This is a genomic window from uncultured Tateyamaria sp. (genome assembly GCF_947496075.1).
GTDB lineage: Bacteria > Pseudomonadota > Alphaproteobacteria > Rhodobacterales > Rhodobacteraceae > Tateyamaria.
Genome location: NZ_CANMBJ010000004.1, coordinates 202,025 through 228,303, shown reverse-complemented (window position 1 = coordinate 228,303; position 26,279 = coordinate 202,025). Strand labels below are relative to the sequence as shown.

The 26,279-nt window shown below is 59.1% G+C and carries 33 protein-coding genes and 1 tRNA gene; 11 read left to right on the top strand and 23 right to left on the bottom strand.

Annotated elements, in window-relative coordinates; all coding sequences use genetic code 11:
- Positions 1-41: 41 nt before the first annotated feature.
- Complete coding sequence (locus Q1A51_RS13605; protein ID WP_299599898.1) at positions 42-1,184, bottom strand: alpha-D-ribose 1-methylphosphonate 5-triphosphate diphosphatase; 1,143 nt, start codon at positions 1,182-1,184, stop codon at positions 42-44.
- A 34-nt stretch (positions 1,185-1,218) separates the two neighbouring features.
- Here Q1A51_RS13605 and Q1A51_RS13600 point away from each other — a divergent pair, with 34 nt between their 5' ends.
- Positions 1,219-1,899 (top strand): DUF1045 domain-containing protein, encoded by a 681-nt coding sequence (locus tag Q1A51_RS13600; protein ID WP_299208698.1) that lies wholly within the window; start codon positions 1,219-1,221, stop codon positions 1,897-1,899.
- Here the strand turns inward: Q1A51_RS13600 and phnN are convergent.
- From phnN to phnG, 8 genes are read right to left on the bottom strand one after another with little or no spacing between them, the layout of a single operon-like run.
- The gene (gene phnN / locus Q1A51_RS13595; RefSeq protein ID WP_299599897.1) at positions 1,881-2,423 is read right to left on the bottom strand and encodes a phosphonate metabolism protein/1,5-bisphosphokinase (PRPP-forming) PhnN; all 543 of its coding nucleotides are present in this window, start codon (positions 2,421-2,423) and stop codon (positions 1,881-1,883) included. The two genes, Q1A51_RS13600 and phnN, sit on opposite strands and share 19 nt — an antisense overlap.
- On the bottom strand, positions 2,420-3,103 hold the full coding sequence (gene phnL / locus Q1A51_RS13590) for a phosphonate C-P lyase system protein PhnL (RefSeq protein WP_299599896.1): 684 nt from the start codon (positions 3,101-3,103) through the stop codon (positions 2,420-2,422). The genes phnN and phnL overlap by 4 nt, the downstream gene beginning before the upstream one ends.
- Before the next feature lie 43 nt (positions 3,104-3,146).
- Positions 3,147-3,917: a phosphonate C-P lyase system protein PhnK gene (phnK, locus tag Q1A51_RS13585; RefSeq protein ID WP_299208692.1), complete on the bottom strand. Its 771-nt coding sequence runs from the start codon at positions 3,915-3,917 to the stop codon at positions 3,147-3,149.
- Positions 3,914-4,252 (bottom strand): NIPSNAP family protein, encoded by a 339-nt coding sequence (locus Q1A51_RS13580; protein ID WP_299599895.1) that lies wholly within the window; start codon positions 4,250-4,252, stop codon positions 3,914-3,916. The genes phnK and Q1A51_RS13580 overlap by 4 nt, the downstream gene beginning before the upstream one ends.
- On the bottom strand, positions 4,249-5,118 hold the full coding sequence (locus Q1A51_RS13575) for an alpha-D-ribose 1-methylphosphonate 5-phosphate C-P-lyase PhnJ (protein ID WP_299599894.1): 870 nt from the start codon (positions 5,116-5,118) through the stop codon (positions 4,249-4,251). The genes Q1A51_RS13580 and Q1A51_RS13575 overlap by 4 nt, the downstream gene beginning before the upstream one ends.
- Positions 5,115-6,206, bottom strand: a complete 1,092-nt coding sequence (locus Q1A51_RS13570) for a carbon-phosphorus lyase complex subunit PhnI (protein ID WP_299599893.1) — start codon at positions 6,204-6,206, stop codon at positions 5,115-5,117. The genes Q1A51_RS13575 and Q1A51_RS13570 overlap by 4 nt, the downstream gene beginning before the upstream one ends.
- Position 6,207: 1 nt before the next feature.
- Entirely contained in the window at positions 6,208-6,768 is a 561-nt protein-coding gene (gene phnH, locus Q1A51_RS13565; protein WP_299599892.1) for a phosphonate C-P lyase system protein PhnH, read from the bottom strand.
- Positions 6,768-7,223, bottom strand: a complete 456-nt coding sequence (gene phnG / locus Q1A51_RS13560) for a phosphonate C-P lyase system protein PhnG (RefSeq protein ID WP_299599891.1) — start codon at positions 7,221-7,223, stop codon at positions 6,768-6,770. Before phnG ends, phnH begins: the two co-directional genes overlap by 1 nt.
- 102 nt (positions 7,224-7,325) lie before the next feature.
- Here phnG and phnF point away from each other — a divergent pair, with 102 nt between their 5' ends.
- Positions 7,326-8,039, top strand: coding sequence for a phosphonate metabolism transcriptional regulator PhnF (phnF, locus tag Q1A51_RS13555; protein ID WP_299208680.1), 714 nt, complete (start codon positions 7,326-7,328; stop codon positions 8,037-8,039).
- An 82-nt stretch (positions 8,040-8,121) separates the two neighbouring features.
- Positions 8,122-9,303 carry an alpha-D-ribose 1-methylphosphonate 5-triphosphate diphosphatase gene (locus Q1A51_RS13550; protein ID WP_299599890.1) on the top strand — a complete coding sequence of 394 codons (1,182 nt, stop codon included), beginning with the start codon at positions 8,122-8,124 and terminating at the stop codon, positions 9,301-9,303.
- A 1-nt stretch (position 9,304) separates the two neighbouring features.
- Here the strand turns inward: Q1A51_RS13550 and Q1A51_RS13545 are convergent, their stop codons facing one another.
- The 7 genes from Q1A51_RS13545 to Q1A51_RS13515 all read right to left on the bottom strand — a co-directional run bounded on the left by Q1A51_RS13545 (position 9,305) and on the right by Q1A51_RS13515 (position 14,785).
- Positions 9,305-9,922 (bottom strand): chloramphenicol acetyltransferase, encoded by a 618-nt coding sequence (locus Q1A51_RS13545; protein ID WP_299601084.1) that lies wholly within the window; start codon positions 9,920-9,922, stop codon positions 9,305-9,307.
- Entirely contained in the window at positions 9,922-11,241 is a 1,320-nt protein-coding gene (phnE, locus tag Q1A51_RS13540; protein WP_299599889.1) for a phosphonate ABC transporter, permease protein PhnE, read from the bottom strand. The genes Q1A51_RS13545 and phnE (Q1A51_RS13540) overlap by 1 nt, the downstream gene beginning before the upstream one ends.
- Positions 11,238-12,119 (bottom strand): phosphonate ABC transporter, permease protein PhnE, encoded by an 882-nt coding sequence (gene phnE / locus Q1A51_RS13535; protein ID WP_299599888.1) that lies wholly within the window; start codon positions 12,117-12,119, stop codon positions 11,238-11,240. The genes phnE (Q1A51_RS13540) and phnE (Q1A51_RS13535) overlap by 4 nt, the downstream gene beginning before the upstream one ends.
- Positions 12,120-12,182: 63 nt before the next feature.
- On the bottom strand, positions 12,183-13,088 hold the full coding sequence (gene phnD / locus Q1A51_RS13530; RefSeq protein WP_299599887.1) for a phosphonate ABC transporter substrate-binding protein: 906 nt from the start codon (positions 13,086-13,088) through the stop codon (positions 12,183-12,185).
- A gap of 55 nt (positions 13,089-13,143) precedes the next feature.
- Complete coding sequence (gene phnC, locus Q1A51_RS13525; RefSeq protein ID WP_299599886.1) at positions 13,144-13,965, bottom strand: phosphonate ABC transporter ATP-binding protein; 822 nt, start codon at positions 13,963-13,965, stop codon at positions 13,144-13,146.
- A gap of 321 nt (positions 13,966-14,286) precedes the next feature.
- A tRNA-Ala gene (locus Q1A51_RS13520) sits at positions 14,287-14,362 on the bottom strand.
- 90 nt (positions 14,363-14,452) lie between these two features.
- Positions 14,453-14,785 (bottom strand): TIGR02300 family protein, encoded by a 333-nt coding sequence (locus tag Q1A51_RS13515; RefSeq protein ID WP_299208668.1) that lies wholly within the window; start codon positions 14,783-14,785, stop codon positions 14,453-14,455.
- A gap of 154 nt (positions 14,786-14,939) precedes the next feature.
- Here Q1A51_RS13515 and Q1A51_RS13510 point away from each other — a divergent pair, with 154 nt between their 5' ends.
- Positions 14,940-15,632, top strand: a complete 693-nt coding sequence (locus Q1A51_RS13510; RefSeq protein WP_299599885.1) for a SprT family zinc-dependent metalloprotease — start codon at positions 14,940-14,942, stop codon at positions 15,630-15,632.
- A 31-nt stretch (positions 15,633-15,663) separates the two neighbouring features.
- Positions 15,664-16,314 carry a GntR family transcriptional regulator gene (locus tag Q1A51_RS13505; protein WP_299208830.1) on the top strand — a complete coding sequence of 217 codons (651 nt, stop codon included), beginning with the start codon at positions 15,664-15,666 and terminating at the stop codon, positions 16,312-16,314.
- On the opposite strand, the gene Q1A51_RS13500 is transcribed toward Q1A51_RS13505, so the two are convergent.
- Entirely contained in the window at positions 16,315-17,277 is a 963-nt protein-coding gene (locus Q1A51_RS13500; RefSeq protein ID WP_299208664.1) for an acetyl-CoA carboxylase carboxyltransferase subunit alpha, read from the bottom strand.
- A gap of 58 nt (positions 17,278-17,335) precedes the next feature.
- Positions 17,336-17,929, bottom strand: coding sequence for a LysE family translocator (locus Q1A51_RS13495; RefSeq protein WP_299599884.1), 594 nt, complete (start codon positions 17,927-17,929; stop codon positions 17,336-17,338).
- A 72-nt stretch (positions 17,930-18,001) separates the two neighbouring features.
- Here Q1A51_RS13495 and Q1A51_RS13490 point away from each other — a divergent pair, with 72 nt between their 5' ends.
- Positions 18,002-18,454 carry an Lrp/AsnC family transcriptional regulator gene (locus Q1A51_RS13490; protein ID WP_299599883.1) on the top strand — a complete coding sequence of 151 codons (453 nt, stop codon included), beginning with the start codon at positions 18,002-18,004 and terminating at the stop codon, positions 18,452-18,454.
- A gap of 9 nt (positions 18,455-18,463) precedes the next feature.
- Here Q1A51_RS13490 and Q1A51_RS13485 read toward each other — a convergent pair whose 3' ends face one another.
- Positions 18,464-18,931, bottom strand: coding sequence for a DUF302 domain-containing protein (locus Q1A51_RS13485; RefSeq protein WP_299599882.1), 468 nt, complete (start codon positions 18,929-18,931; stop codon positions 18,464-18,466).
- A 110-nt stretch (positions 18,932-19,041) separates the two neighbouring features.
- Here Q1A51_RS13485 and Q1A51_RS13480 point away from each other — a divergent pair, with 110 nt between their 5' ends.
- A complete protein-coding gene (locus Q1A51_RS13480; protein ID WP_299599881.1) occupies positions 19,042-19,518 on the top strand; it encodes a lytic transglycosylase domain-containing protein in 477 nt (158 codons plus the stop codon).
- 63 nt (positions 19,519-19,581) lie between these two features.
- On the opposite strand, the gene Q1A51_RS13475 is transcribed toward Q1A51_RS13480, so the two are convergent.
- Positions 19,582-20,541 (bottom strand): L-malyl-CoA/beta-methylmalyl-CoA lyase, encoded by a 960-nt coding sequence (locus tag Q1A51_RS13475; RefSeq protein WP_299599880.1) that lies wholly within the window; start codon positions 20,539-20,541, stop codon positions 19,582-19,584.
- A 256-nt stretch (positions 20,542-20,797) separates the two neighbouring features.
- On the opposite strand from Q1A51_RS13475, the gene dgcN reads away from it, so the two are divergent.
- The 4 genes from dgcN (at position 20,798) to Q1A51_RS13455 (ending at position 24,367) form a co-directional block, all read left to right on the top strand.
- Positions 20,798-21,796 (top strand): N-acetyltransferase DgcN, encoded by a 999-nt coding sequence (dgcN, locus tag Q1A51_RS13470; RefSeq protein WP_299208655.1) that lies wholly within the window; start codon positions 20,798-20,800, stop codon positions 21,794-21,796.
- A 66-nt stretch (positions 21,797-21,862) separates the two neighbouring features.
- The gene (dgcA, locus tag Q1A51_RS13465) at positions 21,863-22,828 is read left to right on the top strand and encodes an N-acetyl-D-Glu racemase DgcA (protein WP_299599879.1); all 966 of its coding nucleotides are present in this window, start codon (positions 21,863-21,865) and stop codon (positions 22,826-22,828) included.
- On the top strand, positions 22,825-23,460 hold the full coding sequence (locus tag Q1A51_RS13460; RefSeq protein WP_299599878.1) for an exonuclease: 636 nt from the start codon (positions 22,825-22,827) through the stop codon (positions 23,458-23,460). Before dgcA ends, Q1A51_RS13460 begins: the two co-directional genes overlap by 4 nt.
- A gap of 43 nt (positions 23,461-23,503) precedes the next feature.
- Positions 23,504-24,367 (top strand): D-amino-acid transaminase, encoded by an 864-nt coding sequence (locus Q1A51_RS13455; protein WP_299599877.1) that lies wholly within the window; start codon positions 23,504-23,506, stop codon positions 24,365-24,367.
- A gap of 143 nt (positions 24,368-24,510) precedes the next feature.
- On the opposite strand, the gene Q1A51_RS13450 is transcribed toward Q1A51_RS13455, so the two are convergent.
- From Q1A51_RS13450 to Q1A51_RS13440, 3 genes are all read right to left on the bottom strand, one after another.
- Entirely contained in the window at positions 24,511-25,113 is a 603-nt protein-coding gene (locus Q1A51_RS13450) for an OsmC family protein (protein WP_299599876.1), read from the bottom strand.
- Between the two features lie 10 nt (positions 25,114-25,123).
- Complete coding sequence (locus Q1A51_RS13445; protein WP_299599875.1) at positions 25,124-25,435, bottom strand: DUF1244 domain-containing protein; 312 nt, start codon at positions 25,433-25,435, stop codon at positions 25,124-25,126.
- Positions 25,436-25,511: 76 nt separating this feature from the next.
- Entirely contained in the window at positions 25,512-26,249 is a 738-nt protein-coding gene (locus Q1A51_RS13440) for an N-formylglutamate amidohydrolase (RefSeq protein WP_299599874.1), read from the bottom strand.
- Positions 26,250-26,279: the final 30 nt, after the last annotated feature.

Below are 26,279 nucleotides of genomic sequence, written 5' to 3'. Positions count from 1 at the left end.
CCAATGCGGTCGGCATCTCGGTGTCGGCCGCACTTTGCCCGTCAAGCCACCTGCCGCCCCAGGCTGAACACCTCGCGTGCTACTGCACCCCCATCCATTTGTGCAAAGCGAACGAGATCGGCTCGTTTGCCCACTGCAATCGCCCCGCGATCCTCAAGTCCGACTGACTTGGCAGGTGTACGGGTGACTGTTGCGATGCCGCGTGCCATATCGCCCCACATGTTCCCGAGTTGGACAGCGGACATTAGCAGCGCGGCTGGCACGTAGTCCGAGGACAGAATGTCGAGAAGGTCACGTTTAGCCAAGTCTTTGGCTGCAACATTTCCCGAGTGGGACCCGCCCCGCACCAGGTTGGGTGCGCCCATGATGATGGCGATGTCTTTATCTCGACAGGTTTCAGCGGCTTCCACGGTGGTCGGGAATTCGGCAACTGCGACGCCATGCTTTGCCGAAGTGGTCACTTGGTCAGATGTGGTATCATCATGGCTAGCAAGGACCGCGCCCAGTCGACCTGCCTCCGCCACTGCTGCTGCTTCATGCTTGGCTCCCAGCCTGTCCTGCAAATCTTGCAGCTTTTCGATGTGCTCGGCGAATTCGTCTTCGGAGAAGTTGTTCTTGCCCATGACATAGGCCTTCATTTTGTCGACGTCGCGGAATTGGCGTTGACCGGGTGTGTGGTCCATCAAGCTGACGATCCCGACCCGGTCATCGGGTGTGAATTCCGCAAGCTCGTCTGTGAGGGTTTCCGAGCAGATTTCCGCACGCAAATGCAGGAAGTGGCTAATCTTGAGTACGCCCTGAGCCCGCAAGGCCAGCATCTCGGATGACAGCTCGCGCGCATATTTCAGGTACCGGCCTTTGCCGGATGGTATCGACCCGACACGCATCGCGTCGAAGACGGTGGTAATCCCAGTGCCCGCAAGTTCCCGATCATGTGCCAGGATCGCGGGTCCGTGCGGCCATGGCACTTTGGGTCGGGGTGAGATGTGGCGTTCAAGGTTGTCGGTGTGCAATTCGATCAGTCCCGGCGCGAGGAAATCGCCCTCACAGTCCAAAGCTCCTGCAGGCACTGACGTGCCCGTGCCAATTTCGGAAATCAGGCCATCGCGCAGCACGACATGCCCTGTGACCACTTCTGTCGGTAACACAAGCTTGGCGTTGGCGAGGATCGTGTCTTGTGTCATGTGCCTGTCATCTCGAACTGGAATTGGGTGGGATATGTTTAAGCGCTACGCCATCTACTACACGCCCGAACCGGGTACGCCGTTGGCTGATTTCGGTGCGAGATGGCTGGGATGGGACAGCGCTGGCGGAGTGGCGTGCGCGCATCCCGATATCGGCGATTTGGATGTGGCCGCGGTGACTGAAACCCCACGCAAGTATGGGTTCCACGGGACGATCAAGCCGCCCTTTCGGTTGTCGGAAGGACAAACCGCGGATGCGCTCAAGGCAGCACTGGCCGTGCTGTGTTCGGATGCGACGGCCGTGTCGCTCGATGGCCTTGCACTGGCGCGCCTCGGGCGTTTCCTCGCCCTGGTTCCAAGTGGTGATGCCAGTAGCCTTGGTGTTTTGGCTGCCCGCGCCGTGCAAGAGCTTGACGTTTTCCGCGCGCCGCCAACCGACACAGAATTGGCCAAGCGCCGTGGCGCCAATCTGTCGGCTGCACAAGATTCGTACCTTGTGCGCTGGGGCTACCCATATGTGCTGGACCAGTTCCGGTTTCATCTGACACTCAGTGGCAAGCTGGACAAACCTGCGATAGCGCGCGTTGAGACTGCCTTGGCCCCGGCCTTGGCAGAGTTCGAACTGTCGCCCTATCGGATCGATGGCCTGACACTGCTGGGCGAGGATGAGAACGGGCTGTTTCATCAAATCCATCGCTATGCCCTGACCGGGTAGAGTGCGTTCAGCGCCTTTTGAACGGTCGTCTCCAACGTGCCTGAATTGTCGATGATGGTTGCCCTGATGCCGTCCGGAAGGCCCGCACCAACCCGTGCAAGGCGCGCTGCAATGTCGGCATGGTCCTCGCGCCCACGGGCCGCCAGACGACGCGCCAAAACGTCAGGATCTGCTGTAAGGGCAAAAACAATCAAACCGGGAAACCGAGATTGCGCCTGCGCTAACACTCCGCGCGACAAGTTGGCCAGCATGTCCTGACCTGACGCGAGGCATGCATCAACCGATGTCGGAATCCCATAGGATAATCCATGCGCTGTCCAAGACAGGGCAAACGCCCCATCGTGCTTCATCGTCTGAAACGTCGCTTCTGAAACGCCGTCAAACACCTCGCCCCCCGACGTTGCGGGGCGGGTGATCACTCTGCGTACCAGGCCAAGGCGGGGGGCTGCTTTGAACATGGCGTCCATCACGGTGTCCTTTCCAACTCCGGATGGTCCAACAACAGCAATCAAACGCCCGGTCATGCGGCACGTTCCGGCGTAAAGAGGCTGACATCGACCTCGCGATCGCAGACCTGCGTGCGCGCGGCTTCATCGTGGAAAATGCCGATGATGGCCGCTCCGCGTGCCTTGGCGCGCTCAATCAGCTCAAGCACGACGGCGCGGTTCGTTGCATCAAGGCTCGCTGTGGGTTCATCAAGCAGCATGGCCGGATAGTCATATACAAACCCACGCGCGATGTTCACCCGCTGCTGTTCACCGCCGGAGAAGGTTGTCGGACTAAGCGACCAAAGCCGTTCTGGTATGTTCAGCATCATAAGAAGGTCGCGTGCCCGTGCGTCAGCCTGTTCAGCGTCAACACCGACGGCGCGCAACGGCTCGCTGACGACATCGATGGTGGGCACACGCGGGACCACGCGCAAAAACTGACTGACATAGCCCAGCGTCTCGCGCCGCAGCGCCAGAACATCGCGCGGTGGGGCAGAAGCGACATCGACATCTCCGACCATAATCTGGCCGGCCTGTGTGGTGTAGTTGCCGTAGATCATGCGCATCAACGTCGATTTTCCGGCGCCCGATGCGCCAACCAGTGCCACGCACTCGCCAGTGCTCACCGTCAGGGATGCGCCGTGCATGACTGGAATGACCGCGCTGCCCTGGTTGTGCAGGACAAAGGATTTGGCGACGTCTTCAACTCTGATCATGTTCATCTTCTTCTTGCCAAAAGCTTCGGGTTTGTCCTGTTCGTCACACCTGCAACACACTCGACACCAGCAATTGCGAATAGGCGTGCTGTGGGTCATCCAGTACCTGATCGGTCAGCCCCGTTTCGACCACATGCCCGTCCTTCATCACCATCAACCGGTCAGCGAGCAGGCGCACAACGGCCAGATCATGGGTCACAATGATCGCGCTCAAACCCATCTCGCGCACCAGCCCGCGCAGCAGATCCAACAACCGCGCCTGCACCGAGACGTCCAAACCGCCCGTCGGTTCATCCATGAAGACCAGTCGCGGACCCGTCACCAGATTGCGCGCAATCTGCAATCGCTGCTGCATGCCGCCCGAGAACTGTCGGGGGCGGTCGTCGATGCGGTCAGCAGCAATCTCGACCCGCCCCAGCCAGTCGATAGCCTGATCGCGGATATCGCCGTAATGGCGCGCACCCACGGCCATCAGGCGTTCACCAACATTCCCGCCAGCACTGACGTTCATCCGCAGCCCGTCGCGGGCGTGCTGATGGACAAAGGCCCAATCCGTACGACCGAGCATGCGCCGTTCCGGCTCACTCATCGTGACCGTGTCGCGCATTCCGTCTGTGCGCGTATTGAACAGCACCTGGCCAGTGTCGGGCGGCAGGTGACCGGCCATGCAGTTCAGCAGGGTCGACTTGCCCGACCCACTTTCGCCAACGATGCCCATCACCTCACCAGGATACAGATCAAAACTTACATCCGCGCAGCCCACACGTTGCCCATAGAACTTGGACAGCCCTTCGACCTGCAACAATGGCGTCATTGGTCTTCTCCAATCGCTGCGCTGAACGCGGTTGGCGTCAAAACAATGTCTTCGATCCCCAACACGAATGTGCCATGCTGTGCAGCAGTTTCTTTCTTAATCTGCGCCCAGTCTTCATCGGCCATGAAGGCGGCCCATCGATCTTTCATCTCGGCCTCGTCCTGCCAAGCCAGCAGGTAGACAAAGCGCAACCGGTCCTCAGTTTGCTCTGTCCACATTGCTTGGATACGAAACCCATATGTCTTCATCAGCCGCGCCGCATGGTCGCGAAAACGGTCGAGGAACGGCCCCGCGTTCTCTGGTGGAACGTCATAGATACGCAATTGATTGATCATACTGCATTCTCCTGAAGGGGTGTTCCTTCAGCGCCCACATGACCCTTGGCCCGGCGCGCGCCGCAGTAGTCCGTGTCGGAACACATAAACATGCGCCCGCCCGTGTCGTCGACGATCAGCTCGTCCAAATAACTGTCCGTCGATCCACACAACCCGCATGGATGGTCGGCTTTGGTCGCCTCGAATGGATAGTCTTCAAAGTCGAGGCTGACCACCTGCGTGTAGGGCGGCAGCGCATAGATACGCTGTTCTCGCCCGGCACCAAAGATTTGGATGGCAGGCATACTCAGCTTGGGATTGTCGAACTTGGGGATGGGGGACGGGTCCATCACATAACGCCCTTCGACTTCAACTGGGTAAGCATAAGCCGTGGCGATGGCTCCATGCGCGCTGATGTCTTCGTACAGCTTCACATGCATCAGGCCGTAATCCTCAAGGGCGTGCATCTTGCGGGTCTCAACCTCGGACGGCTCGAGAAAACGCAGGGGCTCGGGGATCGGCACTTGGTACACAAGAATCTGATCTGCGGTTAGCGGTTCTTCAGGAATGCGGTGGCGGGTCTGGATGACCGTGGCGTCTGTTGTGGTCTCTGTCGTTTCGACATCTGCCGTGCGTTCAAAAAAGCGTCGAATGGATACGGCGTTGGTCGTGTCATCGGCGCCTTGATCAATCACCTTGAACACGTCTTCTTGGATCATGACAGCGGCAGACACCTGCACTCCGCCGGTGCCCCAGCCATAAGGCATCGGCATCTCTCGACTGGCGAAGGGCACTTGGTAACCTGGAATAGCTAAGCTCTTGAGGATCGCACGTCGGATCATGCGTTTGGTTTGTTCATCCAGATAGGCAAAGTTGTAGTCCGTCACTCGGCGGCCTCCTGCTGCTGGTTACATCCCATTGCCTCGCGCCGTAACTTGCGGATCAGTTCAAGCTCGGACTGGAAATCCACGTAATGGGGCAGTTTGATGTGCTCCAAAAAGCCAGTCGCCTGAATATTGTCCGCGTGATAGAGCACAAACTCTTCGTCTTGTGCGGGCGCACCAAGGTTGTCTTCGCCCAGTTCTTCCCACCGAAGCGCGCGGTCGATGAGGGCCATCGAAATAGCCTTGCGCTCGGACATGCCGAACACCAGCCCGTAGCCCCGCGTAAACTGAGGTGGTTCGGTCTTGGATCCCTGAAACTGGTTCACGGTTTCGCATTCGGTGAGCTCGACCTCGCCGATCTCAATCGCAAAACCCAGTTCGGGGATATACATCTCGACAGCGCAGGTGCCTATACGCAGCTCTGCCACGAAAGCGTGGTTGCGGGCATATCCGCGTTGGGTTGAGTAGGCCATGCCAAGGATGAACCCTTCGTCCGCTCGCGTCAGAGATTGCAGGCGCAGCGCCCGATCCGCCGGCAATTCAAGGGGTTCCCTTGTTAGATCCGGCGGACTTTCCGCGCCCTCCGGTTCCGGCTGGATCAACCCCTCGCGATCCAAGTAGGACATGATGTGTGGCTTGGAACTGTCATCGCTTTGGCGTTCGGGTGCGTTGGGCACATCCCCATCGGCGGCCAGTTTGAAATCCAGCAGCCGGTGTGTGTAGTCAAAGGTGGGGCCCAGAACCTGCCCCCCCGGCGCGTCCTTGAACGTGGCTGACACGCGGCGGTCGCAGGACATGCTTTCGGTGTCCACCGGCGCCGATCCACCAATTCTGGGCAGCGTGGTGCGATAGGCGCGGATCAGAAAGATCGCTTCGATCATATCGCCGCGCGCTTGCTTGATAGCGAGCGCAGCAAGGTCCGGATCATAGAGCGAGCCTTCGGCCATGACGCGGTTCACTGCCAGTTTCAACTGTCCCTTGATCTGATCTACGGACAGTTCAGCCACATCCACGGGCCCGCGCCGCTCCTCGGCCAGCCAGGCATGGGCTGCGTCTATGGCCTTTTCGCCTCCTTTGACGGCAACATACATGTCAGGACACCTTTGTGCTGCGGGGCAGGGCGGCGATGCGCGCCCCGCATGTGAACATGAAGTCCAGCCCAAGAGGGAACAGCGTCGCGTTGCGCCGGAACGCCTCCAGATCAGGCAGGTTGAGCCGCGCGACGTCCCTAATACCCGGTCCTTTCAGTGTGGCGCCTTCGGCCTTCAACACGGGCAGGTCGACAATGACAGTCGCCGACCGGTCGGGATATTCAGCGGTGCCAACCGCAAGATTGGACAGGTCGATATCCTCCCAAGTTCCCAGAACGAATTGTGCATCAGTGGCGTCAACCAAAGGCGCGCCTGTCTGAAACGTTATCCAATCGCGTACGGCTTGGACGTTGTAATGTCCCGCCAAGTGTATGCCAGTGTCGTGGTCGGCGAGGGTTATCAGAACGGTCCCTGCCGCGACGGACAATGGGGCGGGCGGCACGGCCCCCGCGACATCGCAAATCGTTCCAGGACAGGCCATGGCGCGCATGATCCCGCGAAAAGCCTGTGCGCTTTCCTGGGGCGGGTCGGTGAAGCCACCTGCCAGACTTGAATGCTCCATCAGTCCTCCCCTCGTACCATTGTAAAGAAGTCCACCTTGGTCGCCGCCGCCTTTGCGCCTCGCGTCGCGCGACGTTGTTCAGCGGCTTTGCGCAAGGGCGCAATGATTGAGGCGTCGACGTCCATTGCATCAACAGTTTGCATGAGAGCGTCGGCCAAAGCAGCTTGCGTCGCGTGGTTCTTGTCGCGTCCCTGAACATAGCCATGGCCCACTTCTCCGGAAGCGAGGCGGATGGAACAGCGCGTGACGGTCATTTCGCCCAGATTGAACGGTGCGCCAACCGCACCGGCGCGGCCACGGACCATCACGGCGCCAATCTCCGGGGCACGCAGCACCTCGTGTGCCGGATCGTAGCCAGCTTTGGTCCAGAGGTTTGCAAGGTCAGTCGCTGGGGCCTTGGACAACACCGATAACCATGCCTTTCGAGCTGCATTTGGGTCGCTTGATCCGTCCATCTATACACCTTGCGAAGTTGTCGAGATTCCTATACAACTAGACAAATAATAGGCGAGTCGCTTCGCCACGTCCACCAACTTGATGTGAAAGTTCCGTGACACATGGCGCGCACGCCCATCTGGAAATCCATTGCGGATACCCTCTCCGGCGAAATTGCCGATGGCCTGTACAGTCCCGGCGACAAACTTCCGACCGAGGCGCAGCTATCGGCCCGGTTTGGCGTGAACAGGCATACGGTGCGCCATGCGCTGTCTGCCCTGGTCAAATCTGGAACCGTACACACACGTCGTGGGGCGGGCGCATTTGTTGCGCAAACGCCGACCGACTATCCTATTGGTCGACGCGTGCGCTTCCACCAAAACCTCAGGGCCGCCGGCCGCACCCCGGGCAAACAGGTTCTGTCGGTTATTACCCGCCTTGCCAGCTCGAAAGAGCAGGAGGCGTTGCAGCTTGGAGAAGCCGCGCAGGTACATGTTTATGACGGCCTCAGTTTTGCCGATGATCAACCCATCGCCCTCTTCTGTTCGATCTTCCCCGCTGCGCGGTTTCCTGACCTTCCGAGGGCTTTGGAAGCGTCGGGCTCGGTCACCGCGGCGCTGAAGTCTGGTAAGGTCTCCGACTACACACGCGCATGGACGCGATTGACGGCCACAGCCGCGACCGCAACGCAGGCCCTTCACCTCCGGCTTGCCGAAGGAGCACCGCTGTTGCGCAGTGTCGGCGTGAATGCCGACCTGACCGGGCAACCGATTGAACTGGGACGGACATGGTTCGCCGGGGACCGCGTTACGCTGACCTTGTCAGACGACATGTGAAAGTTCTGCGATGTCACGGCGCTGACATATCCACAGGCTATTCTATCCAGACGAGTATCAGCACAAGTGTTCGAGCAGATTGATGCACCAGTCTTATCCTTCTATGCGCCTTGTCGGTGCACGCGTTTTGCGCGGTGATGCATTGGTCGATGCACCCGTTAGTGTCGCAGACGGCATGCTGGTCGATGCGGCGGATCGTGATTTGAACCTGCACGGATACCTGGTTATGCCGGGCATCATTGATTTGCACGGCGACGCATTCGAGCATCACATGGCGCCACGGCCGTCAGCACCTTTCCCATTGCAAACCGGCCTCGTCGGGACCGACCGAGATGCCGCCGCCAATGGCGTAACGACGGCCTGGATGGCTCAAAGCTGGAGCTGGGAAGGCGGTCACCGCAGCCCGGACTATGCCGAAGCGTTCCTTGCCGCCCTCGCGGCCTATCGCCCGCAGATGCAAACCGACCTTCGTGTGCAGATCCGGTGCGAAACGCACACGATGGACCATCAGGATCGATTGCTGGCTGCGATCCGAGAGCATGGGATCGACTATGTTATCTTCAACAACCATCTCGACGAGGCCGTTGAGCTGGCAACTGCCAAGCCGGAGGCAATAACCGTCTGGGCGGCCAAATCAGGGCGCACGCCGGATGAGCATATGGTCCTGGTCAGGGCAGCCAAGGAGCGGGACAAGGATGTTCCCCGGTATCTGTGCAATCTCGCCTCAGCCTTTGATCGTCTCGGTGTGACGTATGGGAGCCATGATGATCAGGATGCTGCCACCCGTGAACGCTATTCCATGATCGGGGCAAAGGTTTGTGAGTTTCCAACCTCGATGAAGGCCGCGGTCGTCGCCCGCACATGGGGAGACCCGATCCTCATGGGCGCTCCAAACGTGGTGCGTGGTGGCAGTCAGTCAAACAACATTGCGGCTGCCACGCTGATCAGCGAAAGCGCGTGTGATGCGCTTGTGTCCGACTACTACTATCCCGCCTTGGCGCAAGCCGTATTTACCTTGGCCGACCAAGGTCTGCGGAGCCTGTCTTCCGCTTGGGGCATGATTTCGTCCCGCCCGGCCCAGATCATGGGGCTGGATGATCGCGGCACCCTGGACGTCGGAAAGCGTGCGGATCTGACCATCATCAATATCGACACACGTCAGATAGAAGCGACCATGGCGGGTGGTCGCTGGACACATCTGTGTGGTGATGTTGCCAACCGCGTCAGTGCGCTGCATGCGTCGCTGTCGGTCGCAGCGGAATAACTCAGAGGCGTTCGTATTTTTCCAGAAAGGCTTCGGCGCTCAGGTGGCGGAAGTCATCAAGCCTTGTGCGCAAGGTGGCGTGATCCCAATCCCACCATGCCAACGCCATCATGCGATCCGCGACACCCGGCGCATACCGGTCGCGGAGTTTGCTTGCGGTGACCCCGCCCACGATGGTGTAAGGTGCCACGTCCTTGGTCACAATGGCGCCGGATGCGATGACGGCACCATGGCCGATGGTCACATCGGGCTTGATTTGCGCGTTGTGGCCAATCCACGTGTCGTGCCCGACAAAGGCGCGCCGTGACGCCCGATGTGCGAACCAGTCCGCGTCATCCGTGGTATCGTCCCAATAGCTCGCTGAACGATACGTAAAATGGTGCAGTGATGCCCGATCCAACGGGTGGTCTGTCGCCCCGATGCGGACGAAGCTGGCGATGTTGGCGAACTTGCCTACCGTCACGTTTGCCAAATCGCAAAACCGATCACAATAACTGTAATCGCCCATCTCCACTTGTGCGAGCCGAGTGTTCTGACCGATCTGGGTGTATCGCCCCAGCGTTGTGTTCACGGCTTCCACTTGCTCATGCAAGTATGGCTCTTCGCGCAGTCGTGGGATCAATGTCCGTCTTTACCCCCTTTGATCAGCTTGCGCCGCAGCAATCCCGATAGCCAGTCCATAAAAACAACCATCACGACAATCAGCATAATGTAGTAACTAACCTCTTCCCAATCCTTCTGGGTGATGATGGCTTGTGTAAGCAATAGTCCGATACCGCCGCCAGTGATGGCGCCGATAACTGTGGCGCTGCGGGTGTTGGATTCAAGGAAATACAAAATCTGTGAAATCAGCACCGGCGTGATCTGCGGGATCACACCAAACCGGTATCGCTGGATCGGTTTCGCACCGGTCGATTGCACACCTTCGATCTGCTTCTTGTCCACGTTTTCCAGTGCTTCCGAGAACAGTTTGCCAAATGTGCCAGTGTCCGTGATCAGGATGGCCAACGCTCCGGTCAATGGACCAAGGCCAAAGGCGCGCGACAGGATAATCGTCCAGATCAAGGCATCCACCCCGCGGATAAAGTCGAACAGGCGCCGCGTTGCCATGCGCACGGCCAGCAGTGGCGCAAAATTGCGCGCAGCGAGGAAAGCCAATGGAAGCGCGACGATGGCCCCGCCCATGGTTCCAAGAAAGGCCATCAGGATGGTTTCAAAAATCGCCCAGGCCACATCGGCATGCCGCCACATCTTGTTGGTCCAGAAGTCCTGCGCGATGGCTCCGGCCTCGCCAGCGAAGGCGCGACTGACCACTTCGCCGAACCCCATGCCGTGATAGGGACTGTCGAGTGTAAAAAAGAACAGCTCCCAGCCGACAAAATACCGGAACACTTCGGTGCGGTTGCGGGTGATCGACAGACGACCGGCTTCCGTCGTCACGGCCACGCGGTTCTTTGATGCGTTAACCCAGTCTGGAATGTCGCCCGTCGGGTAATTCTGGATAACGCCTTGCGATCGGGACACTTCGAATGTCATCAGCCCATATCCGGGCACGTTGTATGTCACGCCATTGTTCGCGGGCAGGTAGGTGACGATGTGACCACCTCCCAGATCAATGATTGTCTCTTCGCCAAGTGCCACCCAGTCCGGGCTGGCCCCTTCGGCGTAGGCCCCTTTGCTTTCGCCCTCGATTGCGACACGCACCGTGCCATTTCGGTTGTCGCGGGTCACATGGACCTTGTGACTGTAGGTGTCGGCCATCAGTGCGCGGGCATTGGTGCCGCTGGCCTTGGCGATCAGGTCCGGTACACCAAAAGCAAAGAAGACATAGGTCAGATAGGTCAGAACCAGAGCGGGCAGGGCAAAGCTGACGATCCGTTTGCGGGACATCACACGGCCTGCGGACCCTTTCAGGTCGGCGGTGTCTAGCATGGTCATGCGCGGCGCTCCGATTTGGCCCCGTGGGTCAGTCGATCCCGGTAGTGGCTTGAGGTCTGGTCAATCACGATGATGGTGATGAACAACAGAAGGAAGATCGCGGCGGCTTCGTCGTAACGGCCTTGCCCCCAACTGATGGCGTTCTTGAGCTCGTAGCCAAGCCCGCCCGCGCCCACAAAGCCGAGAATAGCAGAGGCGCGCACGTTGATTTCGAACCGCAACAGCGCGTAGCTCAGCCAATTGGGTGCAACCTGCGGGACAATGCCAAGCGCCATCTTTTGCCCCCAAGCGGCTCCGACCGATGCCAGGCCATCAAGCGGTTTCAGGTCTGCATTCTCGTTCACTTCTGAGAACAGCTTGCCCAACGCGCCTGCCGTGTGGAGTGCAATGGCAATCATCGCCGGAACCGGGCCACCGCCCAGGATGAAGATCAGCACCAGCGCCACGACAATCTCGGGAATGGCGCGGCTGATGTCCATGATGCGGCGAAAGACCGGGATCAGAACGGGGAAACACGCCATGCCGCGTGTCGACAGCAGGGACAGGAAAATAGCTGCGATGGCGCCGATCAAGGTGGCGGCGGCGGCAATGTTCACCGTTTCAATCAGGGCCGGAAAGAAGGTCACGAAATGGCCCGGCAACTCGGAAAGTTTGCCACTCGCCTCGATCACCAGCTCCGCAGGGTAGTCGAAAAAGTTGTCCAACCCGCCCCAAAAAGATCCGGCATTGCGGCCCCCCGCGACAGAGAACCCGGCGACCATGAGCGCTATGAATATGATCAACAGAATAAATGAATAAAGACGCTTTTGCCGGGTCAACGCCAAGTAATCGTCTTGGATGCTGCCCAGATCGCGGATGCCCGCAGTTGTTTCTACCATGCCCGTACCCCAATAAATTACCGGGCCCCCAATTTCTGGGGACCCGGCGGACACACACTCAAATCAGTTGGATTTGGCTTTACGTGCTTCAATGACAGAGACGTACGCCTCGTGGGTGATCGGGTCGAAGCCCAGGCTTTCACCAGCCGAGATGCTGTATGTGCAGTCTTTGTCCGTGTCGTACATGTTGTCGACCAGCGCGATCATCTTTGCTTTGACGTCTTCGGGTAGGTCCTTGCGCAGAACGATGGGACCTTCCGGGATCGGCTTGGATTTCCAGATTTGCACCAGGTCGTTCATGTCAACCAAGCCCGCGTCTACCGCTTTGCGCAGCGCGCCCGAGTTGTAACCGTCTTCCCAGTTGCCCTGGCCGTCTGCCCAGGTCACGCCAGCGTCGATGTCACCGTTGTTGACCGCAACGATGGTTTGCTCGTGACCGCCGGTGAACTTGACCTCGCCAAAGTAGTCGCCGGACTCCATTGTGATCTTGTCAGCGGCCTGCGGGATTTCGATCGAAGGGATCAGATAACCGGAGGTCGAGTTGGGGTCACCAAAGCCGAACACTTTACCTTCCATCTCGTCCAGGTTGGTGATGTTGCTGTCGGCACGGGCAAACCCGATCGAATGATAGCCGTAGGAGCCGTCGAGGTTGATCTTGACCAGCACGGGCTCAACCGCGTCGGGGTTCTGCAGATAAGTCGCTGCATAAGACGAGGCACCCAGCCATGCCATGTCCAGCGTGCCACCAACCAGGCCCTGGATCACACCTGCATAATCGGCAGGGGCAAAGAGCTTGGTTTCAACGCCAAGAGTTTCCTCTGTGTAGGCGCGCAGGCACTCATTTGAATTCAGGCGATCCTGAGCGTTCTCACCGCCCAAAAGGCCAATGCGGAATTCGGTGATGTCTTCAGCCGAGGCGACTGTCGCCAGTGCTGTGGTTGCCAGTGCGGCAGCGATGATCTTTTTCATGGTTCTCTCCGTTGGAACGAAAAAAGCCCCGACGCAGGCGCATCGGGGGTGAAGGTCAGACGTAGGCCTCGGCCTCCATCTTGGCTTTTTCCGAAGCGTCGAGTGTCTCGATCTCGGTCGAGGTTGCGCTCTCGGAAAACTCGGCGCCGGCGCCATAGATTTCGCGGGCCATGGATGTGGTCAGCTTGTCAGGCGTTGCGTCAAATACGATCCTGCCCGCCCGCATACCGATCACGCGGTCACAATAGCGCCGCGCTGTATCCAGCGTGTGCAGGTTTGCGATGACCATGCGGCCATCTTCCTCGTGGATGCGTCGCAGGGCCTGCATCACGACCTGTGCGTTCATCGGGTCGAGAGAGGCAATAGGCTCATCTGCAAGGATGATCTTTGGGTCCTGCATAAGCGCGCGGGCAATCGCAACGCGCTGTTGCTGACCACCAGAGAGGGCTTCGGCCCGCTTTGGTGCATGTTCTGCAATGCCCAGCCGATCAAGGATGTCGATTGCGCGATGAATGTCTTCGGTTGGGTACAAGTTGAACAGAGTCGCGACCGTCGACCGGCGGTTCAAAGTGCCATGAAGCACGTTCGAGACCACATCCATCCGCGGGACCAGGTTGAACTGTTGGAAGATCATCGCGCATTGGCTTTGCCACGCGCGCTTTGCCGCACCTTTCAGAGCGGTGATGTCCTGCCCTTCGAAATGGATGGTGCCGGACGTGTGGTCGGTGAGACGGTTCAACATGCGCAGCAAGGTCGACTTGCCCGCGCCAGAGCGTCCAATGATACCGATCATCTGGGGGCGGTTGATTTCAACCGATGCAGTATCAACTGCTATGTTCTGCCCAAATGCTTTGGTCAGCCGTTCGATCTTAAGCATACCATTCCCCAGTTTTATGCCGGGGTGTATCGGCGGTGTTGGATTCGAAAATGTATCAGATAAGCGAAATTTTTGTGACACGGCTGCGTGTCGCTACAGCGATGGACCATCCCAAAAGCCTGATTGAACACCTGCGTTCCGACTGACTTCGTCGCAGACAACATCCTTATAAAATCGGCGTCGTCGCACAGCATCAGAAAGACTGAATGCTGAGCCATGGCGGGATCGAACCGCTGCACTCACAGTGGCAGCACAGTAGACGCGCGCAAGTCAGGGCCTGACATTGCTGCCGCATTCTGCGTGATTTGTGAGAGAGAGGGATGGTGGAGCATAGCGGGATCGAACCGCTGACCTCCTGCATGCCATGCAGGCGCTCTCCCAGCTGAGCTAATGCCCCATCCTGTGTGGCTGTTTCCAGCCGTGCGCTGCTGATTAGGCGCTTTGCCAAACGGGATCAAGCGAAAAAGACCCCGTTTGGCGCATGCGTTTACGACTCGTCTTCTTCGACTGCCACGTCTGCCAGCTCGTCGAGCGGGACGTTGTCTTCGTCGTCGTCATCATCATCCAGCAGATCATCATCCAGCTCGACCTCGACATCGTCGTCGTCCAGCACCTGATCCTCCCCGTCCGCGACGGTCTTGGCCTTGTTTTTGGCCGATGCGGCATCTTCGGCGTCCGCCGCGATCATACGGGTTTTCGTGCTGTCGACCTCGACCGCATCACCGGTGTAGGGGCTGATGATGGGTGTCCGGTTCATATCGTAGAACCGTTTTCCGGTCGTCGGACATAGTCGCTTCGTGCCCCATTCTTCCTTTGGCATGTGTCATCCTCTTGTCTGCGCGTAGCCCGGTATGGCGCTGTGAAAGCGGGTAAAAGGGCGTGCCTCGTGTTGCGGCGATTCTGGGCAAGTGCCATAAGGTCGGGACGGAGTCAAAGCCTTATGGGTAGGTGTTGGCCCGCGATGCGGAGATGGGATGGCTGAACGGGTACTTCAAGGACGCCCTGACATTGTTCTGACGTTGCGCCGGTCCACGCGGGCGCGGCGCATTACCTTGCGTATTTCATCCTTGGATGGTCGCGTCACGTTGACTTTGCCAACGCATGTAGCCGAGCGAGAGGCGTTGGACTTCGCGCGCCAGAAGGAGCTTTGGATTCGCAAACATCTGGCGGCAAGGGTCGAGGATGTGATTGTCGGCGCGGGAACACGTTTGCCGGTAGAAGGGCAGCAACGCAGCATCGCGCAAGGCACCGGTCGGCGGGTCGTGATGACGGATGACGCATTGCTGGTTCCCGGCGCGCCAGAGACGGCCCCTGCTCGGGTCGTCGGGTTTCTCAAGGCGCGTGCGCGTGATGTGCTGGCCGACGCCTGTGATGACTATGCGCAGCGACTTGGTCGATCCTACAACGGCCTGACCCTGCGCGACACGCGATCCCGTTGGGGGTCATGTTCGTCGGCAGGCCGGTTGATGTTTTCATGGCGCCTCATTCTCGCGCCGCCCGAGGTTTTGAACTACGTGGCGGCTCACGAGGTGGCCCACTTGGAACAGATGAACCACTCACCAGCCTTCTGGAATGCCGTGTCACGCATTCACGGACCCTATGATGCGCAGCGTCGGTGGCTGAGGACTGAAGGTAACACCCTGCATCGCTTCCGTTTTGCCGATTGACCCGCGTCACGTCGTGTGATCACAAAAGATGATGCAGCAGGTTCCACGCACCCGAGACACCGCGTCCGCCGCCCATGACCGCGTTTATCGTCGTCTGCGGACACGCATCATGCATGGTGATATCGCCCCCGGGCAGGCTTTGACCTTGCGCGGGATCGGCAAGCAGTATGACGTATCCATGACCCCCGCCCGCGAAGCGGTACGCCGTCTGGTGGCCGAAGGCGCGTTGACCCTGTCGCAGTCCGGACGCGTGTCGACGCCAGAACTGTCCAATGAACGGATCGAAGAGCTCGCTGCCCTGCGCGCTTTGATCGAGGTGGAGTTGGCGACCCGGGCTTTGCCGCGCGCGCACCTTGCCCTGATCGAACGATTGCAAAGCATCAACGGCGCCGTGGCAGAGGCTGTCGCCCACCGCGACGCAGTCAGTTACATCCGTACGAACCTCGAATTTCACCGCACTCTCTATTTGCGGGCTCAAGCGCCTGCGATGCTGGCAATGGCGGAAACGGTGTGGTTGCAGATGGGCCCGACCATGCGGGCGCTTTACGGTCGGTTGCGACGGACCGAGCCGCCGCGATACCACCGCTTGATCATTGCAGCTTTGCGCGCGGGTGACGAACCCAGTCTCCGCCTTGCGGTGCGGTCTGACGTGACGCAGGGGCTGCGGATGCTGGCCAGCTGATCAGGCGGCAAGCCCGGTGCTGCCAAGGCTCAGGAATTTTTGCCTGCGGTCGCTGACAAGTGTCGCGCGATCCTTGCCGTCAAGTTCATCCAGCATCGCGGACAGGGCGTTGCCAACAGACGCAATGGTTGCGTCACGGTGTCGATGTGCGCCGCCCACGGCTTCGGGGATGATGCGGTCTGTCACGCCCAGTTGCTTGAGATCCTGCGCTGTCAGGCGCAACGCTTCAGCCGCTTCACGCATCTTTTCCGCATCTTTCCAAAGGATCGAGGCGCACCCTTCGGGGCTGATCACCGAGTAGACCGAGTGTTCGAGCATCGCGACCCGGTTCGCGGTGGCAAAGGCCACGGCCCCGCCCGATCCACCTTCACCAATCACCACGGACACCAGCGGCACACCGATCTGCAGGCACTTTTCGGTTGAACGCGCAATGGCCTCGGACTGGCCGCGTTCTTCCGCCCCTTTGCCCGGATACGCGCCGGGTGTGTCGACAAGCGTGATGACTGGCATGTTGAAACGGTCCGCCATGTCCATCAACCGGATCGCTTTGCGGTAGCCTTCGGGACGGGCCATGCCGAAATTGCGTTCTATGCGGGATTTGGTGTCATTGCCCTTTTCGTGTCCAATCACGACGACAGGCCGATCGTCCAGGCGGGCCAACCCGCCCATAACGGCGTGATCGTCTGCAAAGTTCCGGTCGCCCGCAAGCGGAGTGTATTCAGTGAACAGCGCTTCGATGTAGTCGCGGCAATGGGGGCGGTCTGGGTGACGCGCCACTTGGCATTTGCGCCAAGGCGTCAGGTCACCATACAGATCCTCAAGCATCTGTACCGCTTTGGCATCAAGCCCGGCGGCCTCGTCGGTGACGTCCATATCTTCGTTCTGGCGTGCGAGGGCCCGCAACTCTTCTGCCTTGCCTTCGATTTCAGCCAAGGGTTTTTCGAATTCAAGATACTGCGTCACGCCTGCGTCCCCGATGCGATTTTTCGCTATATGGCGGCAGGATGCAGCATTTGCAACGTTAGGGAAAGATCACGGGGTACAGCGATGCGACAAGAAGCGCAGCCATGGTCCAGTTGAATGCAGTCAGCCGGGCCGGATTTGTAAGTACCCGCGCCATCTGTTGGCCCAGCAATGTCCACGAACTGACGGATGGAAAGTTGATTGCACCAAAGACGATTGCCACAAGGGCAATTGCCCAAAGGGTTGTGTCGGGCGTGTAGACGGTCACGGCTGTCAGGGCCATCGTCCATGCCTTTGGATTAACCCATTGAAAGGCGGCCGCTTGGAGGAACGTCATGGGCGTACCCTTTTCAGCGCCATCTTTTACGGGCGCTGCGGTCGCAATCTTCCATGCGAGGTACAGAAGATAGGTCACCGACGCCACTTTCAGGACTGTGTGGCTGGCGGGATATGCGTCAAACACCTGAACAAGTCCGGCACCGACCAGAAGCACCATGAACACAAAGCCCAACCCAACGCCCAGCATATGTGGGATCGTCCGGCGAAAGCCGAAATTTGCGCCGGACGCCATAAGCATCAGGTTGTTGGGTCCAGGTGTGATGGAGCTGACAAAGGCAAACGTGGCCAAGGCAGTGAGGAGATCATACGTCATGCACAATAAATGCGGTAAGATCAGGCGAGATAGATTGCGAAATGAATGAACCCTAGCCTATCTTTGCAACTAATGATGAAGATCGATCAAATAAATGACCAGATATTGCAAGAGCTGAGCCGTGATGGCCGGATCAGCAATATCGAATTGGCGGATCGCGTGGGCCTGTCGCCGTCCGCTTGCTTGCGGCGTGTGCAAGAGTTGGAGCGGGCAGGGGTCATTGCCGGGTACCGTGCCGTGCTGGACAGAACCAAGATGGGCATTGGATTTGTCGCTTATATCGCTGTTGGGTTGAACGACCATTCAAAGGCCAGTCAGGAAGCGTTTGAACGTGCGATTTCTCGCGCGCCCGAGGTGCTCGAATGCCATAACATCACGGGCACAATCGAATACCTGCTGCGCGTCGAATGTGCCGACCTGCCCAGTTACAAGACATTTCACACCGACATGCTGGGCGCACTGCCGCAGGTGAATGCGATTACGTCTTACGTGGTTATGGGGTCACCGAAGGATGAGCGCGCCTAGCATCACGCCTTACTGTGTGGCTTGGTCCGAGATCGCTGCGAAGATCGCGTCCAGGTCCTGCGCAAGAGTTGCGAGTTCCGGGCCAGCTTCCTCTGTGTAGGGCGCAAATACGCTCGATGGCGTCTTGTAGCTGAGGGTCGCTGTCCCATCCGCATTTTCGGTCACGTAGACGCGCACGGGCGCTTCGATCATCGCGGCTGTCGACAGGTTCAGGATGTTGACCGCATAAACGTTGTTGAACAGCCCGATCACACGGTTGCCTGGAATGGTAATCCCCCGGGACTTTGCAGCTCCGGTAGGGCCAGCTTGGGTAACGACACCCATTTTATTCGCTTTGGCCGCCGTTTTGACATCCGCGATCAACTGATCGTAGCTCTTGGTTGTTGGCGTGACGGACCAACCTTCGCGCGGTGCCATCTCGGCTTGAGCGGCGAGTGGTGGCACGATCAGTGCGAGGATGGCGAGTGTCAGGCGCATGGACGTCTCCGATGGTACAATGATCCAAGCAGGGAAGCATGTGAGCGAGGACTTGCCCAATCACGTCTGTGTGCGTGGTGCATAAGCCCGACTGCTATTAGTCATCTCTCATGACACGATTTATCCTGATGTGCATTGTGGCCTTGGTCGCCGCTTGCTCGAGCCCCGAACCAGAAGCGCCGCCGGTATCTGCGGTTCCGCTCTATCCAAATGAAACGCCCGAACTGCGACAACAGATCGAGGCTGCTGCAGCGGCAAATGACGTGCCCGTCGCCTTGGTGCAGCGCGTCGTCATTCGTGAAAGCACACACAGGCCGGGGGCACGGAACGGGCCTTACTACGGCTTGATGCAAATCCTGCCCGCCACGGCGCGCAGTATGGGATTTCGGGGGCAACCGAACGACCTGCTCGACGCGGAAACGAACCTGAAATACGCGACACGCTACCTGCGTGGGGCGTGGCTGGTGTCGGGTCAGGACATGGATGCCGCGGTGATGTGGTACGCGCGTGGATACTACTTTGAGGCCAAGCGGTTGGGTCTGATCGAAGAGACAGGCGTTGATGGTCGCAAGGTCTGGCCGGATTGAGGACGCCGGGTGGACGCTGTTTGCCGTTGGCAAAGGCGCCCCACCCGCCGTCCCGTTTGGTGTCTAGCTGCCAGCGATCATCTCTGATTGCCGCACGATGACTTCCGCCTGTTTGATCGAGGCGATGTCGACAAGACGGCCCTTGTAGACGGTTGCGCCTTCTCCTTTGGCCTTGGCCTCTTCCATGGCGGCGAGGATCTCACGGGCTTCGGCCACGGCCTCCTCGGACGGTGTGAACACTTCATTGGCCAACGTCACTTGTTTGGGGTGGATCGCCCATTTGCCAACCATGCCAAGCGTTGCAGACCGCAGGGCCTGTGCCCGGAAGCCTTCGTCGTCCGAAAAGTCGCCGAAGGGTCCGTCCACTGGCAGCACGCCGTGGGTGCGGCAGGCGGCGACAATGGCGGCCTGTGCCCAATGCCATGGGTCTGACCAGTGTTTCTGTCCTTCATGCATCATGTAGTAGTTGGCTTGCGTCCCACCGATCCCGGTCGTGGCCATGCCCATCGATGCCGCGAAATCGGCCGCGCCCAATGACATGGCGGCAAGCCTTGGCGAGGCGGCGGCGATGTCCTCGACATGGGCGATGCCGGCTGCGGATTCGATGATAACCTCGAACGTGATTGGTTTGCTGCGTCCCTTGGCGGCCTCGATGGATGTCACGAGCGCATCGACGGCATAGATGTCGGCGGCATTGCCCACCTTGGGTATCATGATCTGGTCCAGCCGGTTACCCGCCTGTTCCATCAGATCCACCACATCGCGATACCAGTAAGGGGTATCAAGGCCGTTGATGCGCACCGACAGGGTCTTGGTGCCCCAGTCGATATCACTGATGGCTTTTATGACGTTCTCGCGGGCACTGTCCTTGTCGCTCGGCGCGACGCTGTCTTCGAGGTCAAGGTTGATAACGTCCGCCGCCGACGCTGCCATTTTTACAAAGATTGCGGGGCGCGATCCTGGGCCAAAGAGTTGGCAACGGTTTGGACGGGCCGGAGGCGTGGGTTGAAGGCGAAAAGACATGGCGCACCTTTGGTAAGATAATTTCGTATGAGGCTACTTGGCTGGTATTAAATTGCGCACCGGTTCGCAAGGCGCATTTTGCAGGTGCAGCATGACGCGGCGATTCTGCTGAGTTCATGGGCGAATTCGAAAGAAACACTTCTCTATGCCTGAATCACGCAAGATTATTCGACATATAGCGAGATATGAGAGAGTTTCACGATGTGATTGCGCGCGGCATCGATAGAATGCCGCGTAACGACGAAGGGGATGTCAGATGATTCAAACACCATATCTATTGTTCCTCGGCGATGCGCCGGATCAGTTGGCCGCCAAAGTGGCGCAAGGGATCAAGGACTGGCGTCCCGAGAATGCCGTGGGTCAGATCCGGCTGGAGGGCTGCGGCGCCGATATGGGGCTGACAGACATGACCCTCGAGGAAGGTCTGGCCGCAGGTGCCAAGACCCTCGTGATTGGCGTCGCAAATCGCGGCGGTGTGATCTCTGATGCCTGGAAGGTCGTGCTCGTGAAGGCGTTGCAGATGGGGTATGATCTGGCCGCTGGCCTGCATAACCTGTTGCGGGACGAGGATGAATTGCAAGCGGCCGCACGGGTCAATGGCTGCACGCTGCACGATGTGCGCATTCCCACGATTGCCTACCCCATTGCCAACGGGAAAAAGCGCAGCGGCAAGCGCGTATTGGCCATCGGCACGGATTGCTCCTGTGGCAAGATGTACACCGCCATGTCGATGGATGCAGAAATGCGCAAGCGCGGCATGAATTCGGATTTCCGGGCAACCGGTCAGACGGGTATTCTGGTCACGGGCAAAGGTGTGCCACTGGATGCCGTGATTGCGGATTTCATGGCGGGTGCGGTCGAGTATCTGACACCTGACAATGATGATGACCACTGGGATCACATCGAAGGGCAGGGCAGCCTGTTCCACGTCTCGTATTCCGGTGTGACAATGGCCTTGATCCATGGCGGTCAGCCAGACGCATTGATCCTGTGCCATGAACCAACCCGCACCCACATGCGCGGACTGCCCCACTACGGGCTGCCTTCGCTGGAACAATTGCGCGATACCGCGCTGCCGATTGCCCGTGTTGCAAACCGGGATTGCTTTGTCGCTGGTGTGTCGGTGAACACAAAGGCACTCGACGACAACGCGGCACGCGCATGTCTGGCAGAGATCGAAGACCGTATGGGCCTGCCTGCTGCCGATCCGTTCCGCTTTGGGGCTGGCAAGCTGGTTGACGCACTGGCATCCTGAGGCAACGGCGTTGTCTCCGGTTAGTTCCTCGGAGAAGGGGACGTGTAGACAGAGAATGGTGGGCTCATGCGCATTGATATAACCCGTGATGTCTTTCGATTGGCGCAAGCGTTCACCATTTCGCGCGGGTCGCGGACCGAGGCGCATGTGCTAACCGTCCAGATCAGTGATGGCACGCATACCGGATGGGGAGAATGCGTGCCCTATGCGCGGTATGACGAAACGCTGGACAGCGTGACAGCAGAGATTGAGGCTTTGCCAACGGCGCTCAGTCGGGCGGCACTATGTGATCTCTTGCCAGCAGGAGCTGCGCGCAACGCCGTGGATTGCGCGCTTTGGGATCTTGAATGCAAACGTGCCGGAAAGCGTGCTTGGGAGCTTGCGGGCCTTCAGACACCGGGCCCCGAGATCACCGCTTACACTCTGTCGCTTGACACGCCCGAGGCGATGCAAGCGCAAGCGGCGCAGAACGCACATCGCCCGCTTCTCAAGATCAAACTGGGCACACCTGATGACATGCCGCGGCTGGAGGCCGTCAGAGCGGGCGCACCCAATGCCCAGATCATCGTGGATGCGAATGAAGGTTGGTCAGCGGCGGTGTATGCCGACCTTGCTCCGCATCTTTTGCGTCTCGGCGTCCAGTTGGTCGAACAGCCCTTGCCGGCGGGCGAGGATGACGCCCTGATCGGAATGGAACGGCCAGTGCCGGTCTGCGCTGACGAAAGCTGCCATGACAGGGCCAGCCTGCCCGCGCTGAAAGGCAAGTATGACCTGATCAACATCAAGATCGATAAAACCGGTGGACTGACCGAGGCGCTTGCCCTGCGCGATGCGGCGCGCGCCGAAGGCTATGGGATCATGGTGGGCTGCATGGTGGGGTCATCCCTGGCCATGGCGCCTGCGACGCTGGTGGCCCAAGGTGCAGCAGTGACTGACTTGGATGGGCCACTCTTGCTGGCCGAAGATCGCAATGCACCTTTGGTTTTTGATGATGCGGGGGTTCATCCACCAACAGCAGAGCTTTGGGGATGAGCCGGACCGCGATCATCTACGATTGTGAATTCGCGACAGCGCCGGGCGCGCCCCAACGGTTTTGGTGTGGTCCCAACGACCCTGACCCCGTTGTCTTCCAGATTGGTGCCGTCCGCATGTCCCTGGCAGCACCCTACAAGGATCTTGAGCGTTTCGAGGTGCTCATCCTACCAACAGACCGCTCGGGTGCGCCACTGACCCTTGATCCGTTGAATGCCAGGTTGACGGGTGTGACCGATGATCGGTTGGCGCGAGAGGGTGTAACGCTCGCCAATGCTCTGGACCAGTTCAGCCGGTTTGCGGGCGATGATCGGATGTGGGCCTGGGGCAAGGACGAATTCAACATGGTCGCCATCAGCTGCTACGTGGCTGGTATTGTGCCGCCTATCCCGGCAGATCGTTTCGGGAACGCACCCGAGCTGTTCCTTGAGGCGGGTGTACCGTTGGACGTGATCCACGGATTGCGCAGCAACACGATGCTTGAGCATTTCGGCCTGAGCCTGCCAGACGCGCGCGAGCATGATGCGCTGGGCGACGCACGCATGGTCGCCGAAGTGCTACGCCACCTCATGCAGACTGATCAGCTTGACCCAATGCGGCTGTCCGCCCCATTGCACCGAAGTGACACCTGACGTAACGCCAGCGCCAATGCGCCCTGCCAGAAGGAACCCTGCCATGACCAGAACCGTGTACGTGAACGGAGAATACTTGCCCGAAACGGAAGCGAAGGTGTCGATCTTTGACCGTGGTTTTCTGATGGCTGACGGGGTCTATGAAGTGACCAGCGTACTGGATGGCAAGCTGATCGACTTCGATGGTCACGCCGTACGCTTGCAGCGGTCGTTGGATGAACTGGACATGCTGTCGCCCATCTCCAAGGAGGATTTGCTTGAGGTCCATCGCGAACTGGTCCGCGAGAATGGGATCGAAGAAGGCATGGTCTATCTTCAAATCACCCGTGGTGCGCCGGACGATCGTGATTTCGTATTTCCCGATCCGGAAACGACCGAACCGACAATCGTGCTGTTCACCCAGAACAAGCCCGGTCTGGCGGACAACCCGGCGGCCAAGAAGGGGATGAAGGTCATCAGCATTGATGACATTCGTTGGGGACGCCGCGACATCAAGACGGTGCAGCTGCTCTATCCGTCCATGGGCAAGATGATGGCCAAGAAGGCGGGGGCCGACGATGCCTGGATGATCCAGGATGGCTTCGTGACCGAGGGCACATCGAACAACGCCTACATCGTGAAGGGCAACAAGATCATCACCCGCGCCAAGTCGAATGACATCTTGCACGGGATCACCCGTGCGGCCGTGTTGCGTTTTGCGGCTGAGGCACAGATGGAGGTCGAAGAGCGCAACTTCACCATCGAAGAGGCACGGGAAGCGGACGAGGCCTTTATCACATCTGCCTCGACCTTCGTAATGCCGGTGGTCGAGATCGACGGCGTCACCTTGGGGGAGGGTGTGCCCGGACGGGTCGCGCCGCGCCTGCGCGAGATCTATCTGGACGAAAGCCGCAAGGCCGCCGTTTGACGCCTTAAGCTGTTTGCTGCCGTTTGGGAGTGCCGCGAAGACCGGTCATCCCGTCAAAGCGGCGCACCGGCGCTTGGACAGAGCAGGGCGGAGGACACCTCCGCCTTACCAGAACCACCCGCTTGGGCGGAGTGAACTCCGCCTTACGCGCCGTTGCCCGAACGGTCGACGGTTGTTTCCCCATTGTGCACCAGGCGCGTTGACCATGGGATCGGGTTGCGCAGCGCGAAATGCGCCATGCACGCGCCTTCTGCCTCGGCCAACAAGGCCTCGATCTGTTCGCGGGGTTCGGGGCTTTCAATCAGAACATGTGTTTCCACCAGTTCCGTCTTGCCATCCGTCGTGTGTCCAAAGTCCCGCATGTGCCCAAGGTTTGTTGCGAACCGTACACGCTGCTCAAGGCGCAAGGACGTGATCTCGATCTTGCGCGCGGTATAGATGTCCGTGAGGTGCGTCATCAGGCAAAAGCCAATGCCTGCACAGAAATAGGCAAGTGGCGGGGGCGCCTGATCTTCGCCCACAGGAGGCTGTTCATCACAATACAGGGTAAGCGGCGAAAATCCGGGGATGTTGACCGAAACGGATCCCGTTTTGTGCTGCTTCGTACCCGCTTCGGCGACCAGATTGACCTCGAATTGCAGCGGGTCTGGTGCCCTGGCCCGTTGGAACGGATCGGGTGTAAACGCTATTGGTTTGGGTGCCGCGCTCGCCCGTTCGCCGACGCGGTAACTCTGATCATCAGACATGTGCCAAACCCTAGCCTTTCTCGACGTTTTCAGTGAATGCCGTTTGGAAAGCATCCTGCTGCGCGGGCGTCGCATCTGTCTGGTAGTTGGCCTTCCACTCGGCCATGGTCATTCCATAAAACGCTTCGCGCGCTTCGTCTTTCGACATCTCGATACCCTTTTCCGCCCCGGCTTCCTGATACCAGCGCGACAGGCAATTGCGGCAGAACCCGGTCAGATTCATCATGTCGATGTTCTGAACGTCCGTGCGGTCCTTCATCAAGTGCTGCCTCAGACGCCGAAAGGCCGCGGCCTCAAGCTCGATACGGGTTTGATCGTCCATGTGACTTATCCTTGTGATTGCGCAGGATCAGGTGAATGTGCCCACCTTGCAGTTTTCTGACGCGAGCGAAACTAGACTAAAGATTGGCGTCAGTCTTGGCGGCTTCAAGATGATGTGCCAGTACCGCCGCCCAATGTCGTTGTCCGGCCGGGTCAGAAATAAGATCTTGGCGTACCTCCAATATGATGTTGGGCCGCCCTGGGATATGCGCATGCTGGCTCATGGCGTCGCCGGGAAAGAACCCCGCGTAGGGTGCGTTGTCGCCGACCGGGCTGCTTAGGGTCCTTTGCAATCCGGCGATAAGCGGGTTGGCGATGCGCCGATCCTCGGCTGAAAGGACTCCGATCTCCCAAGGTCGCCGCGGACGGTTCACCAGCTGGGGTGTGAAGCTGTGGACCGCGAGAAATGCAATGTCTCGCTGTGCGGCCGTGCGGGCAATTGCATCATGATACGGCGCGTACAGGGTATCGATCCGGCGTTGGCGTTCCGTCTCGGGCAGGATTCGGTTGCCGGGAATGATCGTACCGTCATAAAGCTGCGGGATCAGGGTCGGGTCGTCGGCACCGCGGTTCGGATCGATGACAAGGCGCGAAAAGTTGGCGCTGACGACCGGGGCATTCAGCAACTCGCCCAACGCATGCGCAAGCGCCAAGGCACCAATGTCGATCGCAATGTGCCGCGACATCTCTGTTTCCGGCAGGCCCAATGTGCCGCCGTTCACATGATTTGGAACGGTGTTTGTCGCGTGATCGCAGGTGATCACCCAGCCACCAATGCGGTCTGCGCCGTCTATGAAAAAAGGTGTATGTGTCATCTGCCTGTCACCCATTGTGTCGCAGGTTTA